Raw genomic sequence first — 12,086 nt, forward strand, 5'->3', positions numbered from 1 at the left:
AATTCCGCGAGTGAAAAATCTGAAAATTTTGTCGAATATACTAATTGAATCGATCCCGTTTTTTCGGTTGAATAAAGGTAATGACGCTTGGAAGGAGTAGCTTATGAAAATCGTGATTGCACCAGACTCATTCAAAGGGAGCTTGACCTCCCAGCAGGCAGCAGCAACCATGCAACGCGCGATTCAGTCAGCCAGCCCGGTCTTTAACACGGTTACAAAGCCGATGGCTGACGGAGGAGAGGGGACACTTGATGCACTAATGGCTGCCACTGACGGGGAGAAGAAGTTTCTCAATTGTACAGGTCCTTTGGGAGAAGAAAGGACTAGTTGGTATGCCACACTGAAAAATGAAACCGCTGTCATAGAAGTTGCCACCATTGCTGGTTTGACGCTGGTTCCTGAGGAAAAAAGGAACCCTGACCTCACCACGTCCTTCGGGATTGGAGAGGCTATCAAAGACGCTATCGATGAAGGATTCACGGAGATTCTGGTTGGTTTAGGCGGGAGCTCTACGAATGACGGTGGTCTTGGCATGCTTCAGGCACTGGGGTTAAAAGCTTTTGATGGAAAAGGCAGGGAACTTCCTGCCAAGGGCGCATCGATCCTCAAAGTAACTGAACTTGATTTCAGCCAGCTCGATGAACGTTTGAAAAATGTCGAGATAAAAGTAGCCTGTGATGTTGATAACCCACTGACTGGACCGCGTGGTGCGTCAGCTGTATACGGTCCACAAAAAGGTGCAACCGAGCAGCAGGTAGAACACTATGACGCCGCAATGGAGCGCTATGGCAAACTGACCGAAGCGGAAATCGGAAAAAATCATATGGAAGTAGGAGGTGCCGGAGCTGCAGGCGGTCTGGGATTCGCATTACTGACCATTGGCGCAGAGTTGGTTTCAGGCGCGAAGCTGATTGCTGAAGCAATCGGTTTGGAAGAAAGCCTCGCAGATGCTGATCTGGTTTTTACAGGGGAAGGACAGAGCGATGAACAGACATTATACGGGAAAGCACCTGGATATGTCGCCGAGCTTGCCCGAAAGCATGGCCTACCGATCGTACTTGTGTCTGGCAGTATTGGTGGAAACGTAGAAGAACTCAATCGACTTTTTGCCGGATGCTTTTCTATCATTACAGGACCGATGCGTCTTGAGGACTGCATCACCCACGCGGAACAACTTTTATATGACGCTACGACGCAAATCATTCATTTGATTGAAACGACATCTAGATTGGAAATTTAAGAGAGGAGTGATCAAGTGGAAGGTATCGGTCTTATTTTAGTTATTACTTTAGGGGTATTATTTGTAATTTTTGCTACAGCTAAATTGAAGCTTCATCCATTTCTATCATTATTGATCGCTGCATTCGGAATAGGGATTGTGGCGGGACTTCCATTAGCGGACGTAGTCGAAGCTGTCAATGGAGGATTTGGAGGACTGATGGGCGGCATCGGACTGGTCATCGTGTTCGGTACGATCATCGGAGTTATTTTAGAAAAATCAGGAGCGGCCTTGCGCATGGCGGAAGTCGTTTTGCGTATCGTTGGGGAAAAACGTCCGCAGCTTGCCATGAGTGTCATCGGAAGTATTGTCAGTATTCCGGTATTTTGTGACTCTGGTTATGTCATTTTATCGTCTCTGAAGAAAGCGCTTGCGCGTAAAGCGAAGGTCACCGTCGCTTCCATGGCAATCGCATTGTCTACCGGTTTGTTCGCAACCCATACACTGGTGCCACCGACACCCGGCCCGATTGCAGCGGCAGGTAACATCGGAGCGGAAAACTATTTGGGAACCGTCATCCTGGTCGGTTTCATCGTTGCTATTCCGGTAATTATCGCCGGTTATCTATGGGCGATAAAAGCAGGTACAAAAATACATATCGAGGGAGAAGACGATCATTCCTTCGATTACGATACGATTGTAAAAGAATTCGGCGACATGCCATCGACGTTCAAATCATTCGCACCAATTCTTGTTCCGATTCTGTTGATCGGTTTCAGTTCGGTGATTACTTTTGCCGGATGGGAAGGGACTTTCTTCGATATCTTCCTATTCCTCGGTGCACCAGTAGTTGCTTTGTTGATCGGCGTTTTATTCGCATTCGGTCTGTTGCCAAAGTATGATGAAGAAACATTGACCCAGTGGGTAGGAATCGGAATTAAAGAAGCAGCTCCGATCCTGTTGATTACAGGTGCAGGTGGAGCTTTCGGATCTGTCATTAAAGCGACACCAGTTGCCGAATTCATCAAAGGGTTCGCATCCAATGATGTATTTGCTGGTGCCATGTTCGTATTCATACCATTCCTGATTGCTGCTGCATTGAAAACAGCACAAGGTTCTTCCACTGCAGCACTGGTCATCACATCTACGTTGGTAGCGCCGTTACTGGGTCAAATGGGAATCGAAGGCGCAATGCCGCTTGCGCTGGTAGTCATGTCTGTCGGAGCGGGTGCGATGGTCGTATCCCACGTGAATGACAGCTACTTCTGGGTAGTGAAAGAGTTCAGCGGTATGTCCGTTACACAAGCCTATAAAGCACAGACAGCAGGTACGTTGATCCAGGGTATCGTAGCGATTCTGGTAACCTTCGTTCTGTGGCTGATTTTTGTTTGATAGAGTAGGAGTCCTGTATTTTCAGGGCTTCTTTTTTGTTTAAGATAGGGTTAAACACACCATAGGACCTCCAGATTTTGGAGAGCTCGGGGAGTGTTAGCAGTGGTACCCAAGTCCTCCATACAACTCTACTACCGGATCATTTCCTCATTATTTTTGATCATCTTAATAACTGTCTTTGTCGGTTCGAATTCCTCTTTTTCCTTCAGTAGATTTAAATACGCTTTGTGTGTCGCCAGCGTTCGTTCAATATTGTTGGAATGCTTAAAATGAATCATTTTCGGGCGAATCAGTTCATAAATGGTACGGCCGATTTCGATTGTAAAAGGATTCTCGGTTTCTTCCAGTACTGCATAATGGAACTCAAGGTCGATGTCGGCAAGCTCCTCAGAACTTAAAGATGGGTTCATACGGTCTACCTGGGAGTGATAGACCGCTTCAATTTTATCCAAATTCTTATGCTCTTTGGTAATGATCATGTTCATCAGTAACACTTCGAAATGCTGCCGGAATTCGATGAGTTGTTCCATGTTGTGGCTATGCATGATCAGGCTGAATACCAATGGATTCATTGTTAAATGAGATGAATGTTGGGTGATGAACATTCCTTCACCACGCTTGATTTCAATTACGCCAATCGCTTCTAATATTTTTATGGCTTCACGGACAGGTGTCCGGCTTACTCCTAATTGTTCAATCAATTCCATCTCGGTTGGCAATTTATCTCCAGGCTTCAATTCTCCGTTAACGAGATTGTCTTTTACCATCGATACGATCTCCATGGACTTCGTACGGTGAGTGTTGAGTTTATTAAAGGCGATGGGCACTATGTATCATCCTTTACAAAAGATTTTTAAAAATATAAATTTTCTTTAAATTTCGTTTACAAGTTAAGAATATTCAGATAATATGTACTATATATAATACATCATACATATGATGTACGCATCAATTTTTTCGGAAAGTGGCTGTTTAAAGTAGGGAGCGAGGGAGGCATGGGAGAAATCTTATGGTAAGAGGGGGAAGACATTGGATTTTTTAGATGAATTAATTCAAATCACTTCTAATGAACGCGTGAGCACGAATGAAACCGTCCTCGAGCAGCATTCGAAAGATGAGGCGTATCTCGAGCCGAAGAATCCGGATTACGTCGTGTTTCCAATAAATAGTGAGGAAGTGTCCGCAGTTATCAAACTTGCTAATAAACACAAAATCCCGGTTGTCCCTTTTGGGTTGGGGACAAGCCTGGAAGGTCACGTGATTCCTTACTATGGAGGTATTAGTCTCGATTTCTCTTTAATGAATAAAAGTATTGAAGTTCGCCCTGATGATTTTCTAGTCACCGTCGATCCAGGGGTCACAAGATCTCAGCTGAACAAAAAATTAAAGCAGTATGGGCTGTTTTTCTCCGTAGATCCTGGTGCTGATGCCACCCTTGGTGGGATGGCGGCAACCAATGCGAGTGGAACGACGTCTGTAAGGTACGGAGTCATGCGTGATCAAGTAAGGAATCTCGAGGTAGTTTTACCGAATGGAGAGATTATCGAGACAGGGAATTTAGCTGTGAAATCTTCGTCTGGCTATCATCTGTCGAGTTTGTTCGTAGGCTCTGAAGGAACACTTGGATGCATTACCCAATTGACGCTTGGTGTTTACGGAATTCCGGAAGTCATTGTGGCAGCACGTGTATCATTTGCTGACTTACAAGGTGCGGTCGAAGCAGTCGTTGATCTTTTGGCAGGAGGAATACAGCTTGCTCGGGTGGAGCTTGTTGATGAGCATTCGATCCGGCAGGTGAACCTCTCTAATGAAAGGGATTTTGAGGAGGCACCGACCTTATTCCTTGAGTTTCACGGAAATGATGCAGGTGTGGAGCATGACATTAGTTTCGCTAAGGAGCTTTTAGCAGAGGCAGAAGGAAGTAATATCATTTTTGAAAAGGATGTGAAGGACCGGAACGCTTTATGGGAAGCACGTCATAACTTGGCATACTCATTCGTTCATGGTCATCCGGGTAAAAAAATGATGGTTACGGACGTTTGTCTTCCTATCTCTGAATTGGCAGGCGGCATCCAAGCCGCTCGGGAGAAAATGGATGCCCTTTCACTTGATGGAGCGTTGCTCGGACATGTGGGAGATGGGAATTTCCATGCCTTATTAATGATAGACATGACGGATGAGGAAGAAAAAAGGAAAGCTGAAGCATTTAACGAGTACATTGTCCATTACGCCATTGATCGAGGCGGCACATGTACAGGAGAACATGGCGTTGGTGCAGGAAAAAAGAAATACCAGCAGAAAGAACATGGCCAATCATTTGAAGTTATGCGTCAAATCAAGCACGCCATCGATCCGAACAATATTATGAATCCCGGGAAAATTTTTTAAAGGGGATAGGAGGAAGAGAAAATGAAAAAGTTCATGTTAATGTTAGTTTCATTTTTATTATTGATGGTTGTTACAGCCTGTGGTGGTAATGGGGATGAAGAGGCTTCCGGTGAGAGTGGAGAAACCTATACCCTGCAAGCTGGACACTCACTGCCTGAAGACCACCCGTATCATCTAGGGTTTTTGGAAATGGCGAAAAATGTAGAGGAACGTACAGATGGCAGAGTGAAAATCGAAGTTTTCCCGAACAGTGAAATTGGGGCCGAACGAGAGCTGACGGAAGGGATGACGCTCGGAACTGTTGATTTAGTTGTTTCCTCAACGGCTCCGGTAACGAACTTTGTGCCTGAGCTTGCTGTACTGGATGTGCCGTTCATCTTCAATGACCGTGATTCTGCTGTGAAGGTTTTGGAAGGGGACGTAGGAAAAACGTTATTTTCTAAAATGGAAGAAGAAGGAATCATCGGTCTGTCATGGGGGGAAAACGGGTACCGTCACGTAACGAACAGCGTACGACCTATCGAGAAACCGGCTGATTTAGAAGGTTTGAAGATCCGTACGCAAGAAAATGAAATTCACTTAGCTGCTTTTGAAGCACTGGGCGCTCAGCCAACTCCAATGGCTTGGACAGAAGCACTCACCGCTTTACAGCAAGGAGTTGTTGATGCTCAAGAAAACCCGGCTATTGTTGTCGACCAATTCAAGTTATATGAGAACCAAAAATATATGACGTTGACTGGACATGTATATTCAGTTGCTGTCTATATGATGAGTAAACAAACTTACGATAAGCTGCCGGAAGACCTGCGGGAAATCGTTATGGAAGAAGGTAAGAAAGTGGGAGCGAAGGAACGCGAGATGATTGTTGAAATGGAGAAAGAATCTCTTCAAACCGTAAAGGATGAAGGGATGGAAATCATCGAAGATGTTGACACAAAACCGTTCCAGGAAGCAGTTAAACCGGTATATGAACAGATTGAACACCAGGATCTATTGAACCAAATTCTTGATGCTCAATAATAGATTCAGCCGGGAAGGGCTTCCTTTCCCGGTTTCTCTTTATCAAGAGAGGAGGGACCACTATCAAAATATTTATCCAGTACATAAATTTAGTGATGAAGCATTTTTTAAACTTGTTATTGGCAGTGCTGACGATTTCCGTGTTTATGCAGGTTATCTTCCGTTTTGTAATAAATAATCCATTAGCGTGGACCGAGGAACTTGCCCGGTATTGCTTAATATGGATCACTTTTCTAGGAGCAGCTTACGCGATGTCATTAAGGGCCCATTTAGGTGTAGAGTTTTTTGTGAATCTATTTCCTTTGATAGGGAGAAAGATATTATCCGTTGTGGCGGCATTGGTTAGTATTATATTTTTTATCATGATGATTATTTATGGCTTCGAGCTGGTTAACAGCGCAATGAGACAAACTTCTCCGGTACTGCAGCTGCCTATGGGAATTGTTTATCTTGTCATTCCGATCAGCGGAATCTTTTTGATTATGAATCTGCTTTTCACGACGATTATCGATGTGCTGCAAGGGGAGGAGGAACATCATGACGATCCTGTTATTTAGTATACTGATCGTTTTATTTTTGATCAATGTGCCGATAGCAGTCACGCTGGCAATGGCTTCCTCCATTGTTTTTCTTATAGAAGGCAACCTATCATTGATTGTTATCGTACAGCGGATGTTCAATTCTGTCGATTCTTTTCCATTGCTAGCCGTTCCTTTTTTCATTTTGGCAGGAAAACTGATGGAAAACGGTGGGATATCCAGAAGGTTGATTCACTTTGCTGATGTGGTCGTTGGACGTGTACGAGGCGGTCTTGCCATTGTATCGATTGTGGCCTGTGCTTTTTTTGCTGCGATTTCTGGGTCTGCAGCAGCAACCACTGCTGCTGTCGGGTCCTTGCTCATTCCAGCAATGGTGAAAAAAGGGTATGACAAAAATTTCTCCACTGCCCTTCAGGCAGCTGGCGGTACAGTAGGTATCATGATTCCCCCAAGTGTTCCGCTCGTACTTTACGGAGTAACAGCTGGAGTATCCATTAGTGACTTGTTCATCGCGGGAATCATTCCAGGTGTTTTAGTTGTTGGTTCACTTATACTGCTTGTGTTCTTCATTTCTTTGAAAGAAGGGTATGGTGGGGGAGAAGCTTATACATTCAAAGACTTTATAAAAGCGTTTGGTGATGCGGTATTAGCATTGATGATGCCGGTCATCATCCTCGGCGGAATTTACGGGGGGATTTTCACAGCCACTGAAGCTGCGGTTGTCGCGGTCGTTTATGGTCTGATTATCGGTGTGTTTATCTACAGGGAAATCAAGCTGCCGGACTTGAGTGAGATTTTTGCCTCTTCTGTCGTAATCTCAGCAGTCATCATGTTCATCATCGCAGGAGCATCTGCTTTTGGCTACTACTTGACTCGTGAGCGGATTCCAGCTGAGTTGACGGAAGCGATGCTTGGGGTGACAAATAATTGGATTGTCGCCTTGCTGATTATCAATCTTTTGCTCATTTTTGTAGGGGTATTTCTAGAAACGTCGGCAGCTATTATCATATTGACGCCGATTTTAGTACCGATTGCCACAGCAATGGGAATCGATTTGACTCATTTCGGAATCATTATGATCGTCAACCTCGCGATCGGTTTTATTACACCACCGGTAGGGGTCAACTTATTTGTGGCTGCTAATATTGCAGGTACAAAATTCGAAAGTCTGATTCGGGCGATCATTCCATTCATTATCATTATGGTCGTCGATGTCTTGATCGTTTCTTTCTTACCATTCTTAAGTCTATGGTTGGTCAAATAATGATGGGTTAGGAGTCTGAATATGAAAAACTATAACATAGCCGTACTACCTGGAGATGGAATAGGGCCGGATGTTGTCAAGGAAGGCCTGAAAGTGTTGCAAGCTCTGGCAGACGCTGATGCCAGTTTTCAGTTCGACAGCACCACTTTCGAATGGAACTCGGATTTTTATTTGAAGCATAAGCGGATGATGCCTGAAGAAGGGCTGGATACTTTGAAAAACTATGATGCGATTCTTTTCGGAGCGGTTGGAGATCCTCGAGTACCGGAGCATATTCCGATTTGGGAATTGATTATGCCAATCCGGAAATATTTCAAGCAATATGTCAATCTCCGTCCAATCAAGAAATTACCAGGAGTCAATAGTCCATTGAAAGTGGATGGTAATATCGATTTTTATGTATTCCGTGAAAATGCCGAAGGAGAATATTCTAATAGTGGCGGAAGGTTATACCAGCAAACCAATGAGGAACTGGCGATTCAAAACACCGTAATCACCAGACAAGGGGTGGAGCGTCTATCGCGTTACGCGTTTGATTATGCCGAGAAACACAATATTGGTGAAGTGGTGAATGCCACGAAATCAAATGCCATCATCCATTCGATGGGACTCTGGGATGAAGTTGTAAAGGAAACAGCTTCGGAGTACGAGGAAATAAAGGTCGTCGATGTCTACATTGATGCGCTCGCCGCTCATTTAGTCCAGCGCCCGGAGAGTTTTGACGTGATTGTGGCCTCCAACTTGTTTGGAGATATTTTGTCAGACCTCGGAGCGGCGCTTGTCGGCGGATTGGGGCTGTCGCCATCTGGTAACTTGAACCCTGAACGTGAATTTCCGTCCATGTTTGAGCCCGTTCATGGTTCTGCTCCTGATATAAGCGGGAAAAACATTGCCAATCCGATTGCACAAATTTGGTCAGGTGCGTTGATGCTTGAACATTTAGGAAGGGAAGACTTGGCTGGAATCGTAATGCGTTCGATTGAAGACGTCATTGAAGCAGGTAGTGTTTTGACACCGGATTTAGGCGGAACGGCACATACAGATGAAGTAGGGGACGCGATCGTTCAAGCTGTACATAAGAGGATGTAGGAGGGAAACCATGGATTTTCAAAATAAAACAGTAGTTGTAACAGGTGCGAATGGTGGAATGGGAAAAGTCATCACGGAACGTTTTCTAGCTGAAGGGGCCAAGGTGACTGCGCTTGATTTGAAGATTAATAGGCTTGAGGAATTGAGAGATAGATATAAAGAGTCCTTTATCCCTTTATCTGTGAATCTCATAGACGAATCTGAAGTCAATCAAGCAATCGCTAGCGCGACCGATTTTATGGGAGGCATATCGGTTTTGGTGAATACAGTCGGTGTTGCACAGGCAGCTGCCAATATCGAAGATGTCTCCCTTGAAGAATGGGATAAAATCATCCGTGTCAACACCACCTCTTTGTTTTTGACGAGCAAAGCGGTTGTAAAGTCTATGAAAAAACAAAGAAGTGGTGTGATTACCAATATTGCTTCGATTGCTGCAGAGCGTCCTCGCCCAGGTTTAAATGCATATGTAGCATCAAAAGGCGGTGCATTAGCTTTTACAAAAGCGCTGGCAATTGAACTGGCAGAGTACAAAATCAGAGTAAACGGTATCAACCCAGGCCCTTCCGATACAAGTATGCTTGGGAAATTCAGTCCAGCAGGCGGGAATGTCGACGAAGTGAAAGATAAGACATTCATGAGCAGTGTGCCACTTGGCGAACTCGTCACGCCTGAGGATATTGCGGAAGCAGTGATGTATTTAAGCTCGGACCGTGCAAAAATGGTGACAGGAAGCGTGCTGAATGTCGATGGTGGTCGGGGACTTTAGGGAGAAGGAGGTATGATGATGAAAAAATCGCATGCGTTATACATCGGTGGGGAATGGCGTGATAGCTTAAGTAAAGAAACCTTGGAAACGCGGAACCCAGCTAATCAAGAGCTGCTGGCTGAAGTCCCTCGTGGGAAAGCGGAGGATATGGAAGTAGCAGTCACGACAGCTCGCAAAACATTTGAATCGTTGGAGTGGCAAGAGTTCCCGGTCGAAGTTCGTGGACGGATTTTGTATGATATCGCGGCAAAATTAAGGCGGGATGCCGAGGAAATCGCTCAAATGGAAACGTTGGATACAGGCAAGCCAATCTCCCAAGGTAGAAATGACGTAGAAGCATCTGCGCGGTACTTTGAATATTATGCGGGAATGGCCGATAAAATCTTTGGCGAAACCATTCCGGTTCGTCATGATATTTTGGATTATACCGTAAGAGAGCCAGTTGGGGTTACCGCTCATATCATTCCTTGGAATTACCCGCTACAGATTACGTCGCGAAGTACAGCAGCAGCTATTGCAACAGGCAATACGGTTGTGGTAAAGCCTGCCGAAGACACACCATTAACCGCATTGAAGTTAGCTGAGTTGTTTGCTGAAACGGAGCTTCCAAAGGGAGTTTTCAATGTGGTTACCGGTTATGGATACGAAGCCGGAGCGGCATTAATCAACCACCCTGAGGTGAACCATATTACATTCACCGGCTCAGTCCAAACGGGGATGGCGGTGATGGAAGCGGCAGCTAAAAATATTGTTCCGGTTACGCTAGAGCTTGGTGGCAAGTCTCCGAATATCGTTTTTGAAGACTGTGATATGGATAATACGGCTGACTGGGTCGTTAAGTCTGTCGTTCAGAATGCGGGGCAAACGTGTTCAGCAGGATCAAGGCTGCTTGTTCAAAAGACTGTGAAAGAAGAATTTCTTCAAAAAGTCAAGGAACGGATGCTCGCTGTGACCTTAGGAAAGGGTGTCGATGACCCGGATTTAGGTCCAGTGCTGTCGGAAAAGCAATATGAGCGCATTGAAAAGTTTATGCAAACGGCACGTGAGGAAGGTGCTCAGTTTGTTTGTGGTGGAGAGCGCGTTTCGGTTGAAGGCTGCAAAGACGGGTACTATTTCGCTCCGACTATTATAGATAATGTTCGAGTGGATAGCGAAGTCGCTCAGGAAGAGATATTCGGTCCCGTTCTTAGCGTGTTCACTTTTGAGGATGAAGAAGAGGCAGTAAAGTTAGGAAACAACACGCAGTATGGGTTGGTCACAGGCGTTTGGACTGAAAATATAGGCCGGGCGCACCGGCTTGCTAAACGAATAAGAGCCGGTCAAGTGTTTATCAATAATTATGGGGCGGGCGGTGGAGTCCAAATGCCGTTCGGAGGCTATAAGAAGAGTGGCTTCGGTCGTGAAAAAGGGCTTGAAGCATTACGGAATTATACTGTATTGAAAAATGTAGCGGTAAAAATGTGAGCATAAGCACAAGTTTCATAAGTAGTTGTAATATGAGAGCCTAATGTGACCTTTTTTTAAAACTATATAGTGCAGATAAGGTAATGCCAACATAATATTTAGGGTTGATAGCATTAATAATCTATCTTGCCACCACCGGTACTGGGGAAAATGGGGATAGAGCGTGCCTTGCTACTTGCACCATATGTGTTAATGGTATACTATATGAGGCACCTTCCAGTTGGAGAAGGTGCCTTTTTAAGAGAAATGGGAGTATGGGACAAAAGCTATCCCGCAAATGTTCAACCCGGTCAGTAAGGAAGCGTTATGCGGTGTCTTTTCCCTGTATGCTTTTGGGCGGGTATCTTTTGTTATGCTGGTATCATGCATTATCATTTTCAAATGCTCTTGTTTCCATGCAGGTAACCTAACATTATTAATCTTCTTCCTCCAGCTGGGCAAGCAGCTCCTGTAACTCATCATCATATCCTTTTTCGAATAGCATTACGGCCTCTACCGGAAGCTCATCATCCTCTACATCCTCCGTGTATAATGAAATCCCCAATCTATCTGAAATTAATATATCACCGACCAAGTAAATGTAGGGGTCGTAACTTCGTAGCATTTCTTTCACTTGTTTTAATGGAGGGCCAATTAATTTTTTGTGCTTCAACATAGGGATGGCTGACGATGATACTTCGATCATTTCACAGGTATCATCTGCTTTGTAATATACATTTATCCCTAAATCATCAAAAGCATCGGTAGTATTTTCGTCGGCTTCGTCTTTCATGAATTCCGTTACTTTCAAGTTTAACGTTTCTCTTACTTCTTTCCGGCTCATCCCTAGTTTAATCGGACCCATGCTGTGATAAGGTTTGATATCGAGTTTCATTTTTACCTCTAAGGTTAGGTTCGCAGTATTATAGTTTCTCATTAACATTACTGTTATTTAATATGAAAGTC

11 protein-coding genes are annotated in these 12,086 nt (G+C 44.6%); 9 read left to right on the plus strand and 2 right to left on the minus strand.

Annotated elements, in window-relative coordinates:
• The first annotated feature begins 103 nt into the window (after positions 1-103).
• On the plus strand, positions 104-1,240 hold the full coding sequence (locus BLV00_RS11265) for a glycerate kinase (protein ID WP_093045088.1): 1,137 nt from the start codon (positions 104-106) through the stop codon (positions 1,238-1,240).
• Positions 1,241-1,255: 15 nt separating this feature from the next.
• Positions 1,256-2,611: a GntP family permease gene (locus tag BLV00_RS11270; RefSeq protein ID WP_093045089.1), complete on the plus strand. Its 1,356-nt coding sequence runs from the start codon at positions 1,256-1,258 to the stop codon at positions 2,609-2,611.
• Between the two features lie 131 nt (positions 2,612-2,742).
• Here BLV00_RS11270 and BLV00_RS11275 read toward each other — a convergent pair whose 3' ends face one another.
• Positions 2,743-3,438, minus strand: a complete 696-nt coding sequence (locus BLV00_RS11275; RefSeq protein ID WP_245728946.1) for a FadR/GntR family transcriptional regulator — start codon at positions 3,436-3,438, stop codon at positions 2,743-2,745.
• Positions 3,439-3,640: 202 nt separating this feature from the next.
• Here BLV00_RS11275 and BLV00_RS11280 point away from each other — a divergent pair, with 202 nt between their 5' ends.
• The 7 genes from BLV00_RS11280 (at position 3,641) to BLV00_RS11310 (ending at position 11,141) form a co-directional block, all read left to right on the plus strand.
• Positions 3,641-4,999 carry an FAD-binding oxidoreductase gene (locus tag BLV00_RS11280; protein WP_093045090.1) on the plus strand — a complete coding sequence of 453 codons (1,359 nt, stop codon included), beginning with the start codon at positions 3,641-3,643 and terminating at the stop codon, positions 4,997-4,999.
• Positions 5,000-5,020: 21 nt separating this feature from the next.
• The gene (locus BLV00_RS11285) at positions 5,021-6,019 is read left to right on the plus strand and encodes a TRAP transporter substrate-binding protein (protein ID WP_093045091.1); all 999 of its coding nucleotides are present in this window, start codon (positions 5,021-5,023) and stop codon (positions 6,017-6,019) included.
• A 95-nt stretch (positions 6,020-6,114) separates the two neighbouring features.
• A complete protein-coding gene (locus BLV00_RS11290) occupies positions 6,115-6,576 on the plus strand; it encodes a TRAP transporter small permease (protein WP_245728947.1) in 462 nt (153 codons plus the stop codon).
• On the plus strand, positions 6,557-7,822 hold the full coding sequence (locus BLV00_RS11295) for a TRAP transporter large permease (RefSeq protein WP_093045093.1): 1,266 nt from the start codon (positions 6,557-6,559) through the stop codon (positions 7,820-7,822). The genes BLV00_RS11290 and BLV00_RS11295 overlap by 20 nt, the downstream gene beginning before the upstream one ends.
• A gap of 21 nt (positions 7,823-7,843) precedes the next feature.
• Entirely contained in the window at positions 7,844-8,911 is a 1,068-nt protein-coding gene (locus BLV00_RS11300) for a tartrate dehydrogenase (RefSeq protein ID WP_093045094.1), read from the plus strand.
• A 10-nt stretch (positions 8,912-8,921) separates the two neighbouring features.
• Positions 8,922-9,677, plus strand: a complete 756-nt coding sequence (locus BLV00_RS11305) for an SDR family NAD(P)-dependent oxidoreductase (RefSeq protein WP_093045095.1) — start codon at positions 8,922-8,924, stop codon at positions 9,675-9,677.
• 15 nt (positions 9,678-9,692) lie between these two features.
• On the plus strand, positions 9,693-11,141 hold the full coding sequence (locus BLV00_RS11310) for an aldehyde dehydrogenase family protein (RefSeq protein ID WP_425441676.1): 1,449 nt from the start codon (positions 9,693-9,695) through the stop codon (positions 11,139-11,141).
• A 415-nt stretch (positions 11,142-11,556) separates the two neighbouring features.
• Here BLV00_RS11310 and BLV00_RS11315 read toward each other — a convergent pair whose 3' ends face one another.
• Complete coding sequence (locus tag BLV00_RS11315; protein WP_093045097.1) at positions 11,557-12,015, minus strand: hypothetical protein; 459 nt, start codon at positions 12,013-12,015, stop codon at positions 11,557-11,559.
• Positions 12,016-12,086: the final 71 nt, after the last annotated feature.

The organism is Thalassobacillus cyri, assembly GCF_900107755.1.
GTDB lineage: Bacteria > Bacillota > Bacilli > Bacillales > Halobacillaceae > Thalassobacillus > Thalassobacillus cyri.

Coding starts and splice junctions, on each gene's coding strand:
- BLV00_RS11265 (WP_093045088.1), top strand. CDS start 104: ATGAAAATCGTGATTGCACCAGACTCATTCAAAGGGAGCTTGACCTCC.
- BLV00_RS11285 (WP_093045091.1), top strand. CDS start 5,021: ATGAAAAAGTTCATGTTAATGTTAGTTTCATTTTTATTATTGATGGTT.
- BLV00_RS11290 (WP_245728947.1), top strand. CDS start 6,115: ATGAAGCATTTTTTAAACTTGTTATTGGCAGTGCTGACGATTTCCGTG.
- BLV00_RS11295 (WP_093045093.1), top strand. CDS start 6,557: ATGACGATCCTGTTATTTAGTATACTGATCGTTTTATTTTTGATCAAT.
- BLV00_RS11300 (WP_093045094.1), top strand. CDS start 7,844: ATGAAAAACTATAACATAGCCGTACTACCTGGAGATGGAATAGGGCCG.
- BLV00_RS11305 (WP_093045095.1), top strand. CDS start 8,922: ATGGATTTTCAAAATAAAACAGTAGTTGTAACAGGTGCGAATGGTGGA.
- BLV00_RS11310 (WP_425441676.1), top strand. CDS start 9,693: ATGATGAAAAAATCGCATGCGTTATACATCGGTGGGGAATGGCGTGAT.
- BLV00_RS11315 (WP_093045097.1), bottom strand. CDS start 12,015: ATGAAACTCGATATCAAACCTTATCACAGCATGGGTCCGATTAAACTA.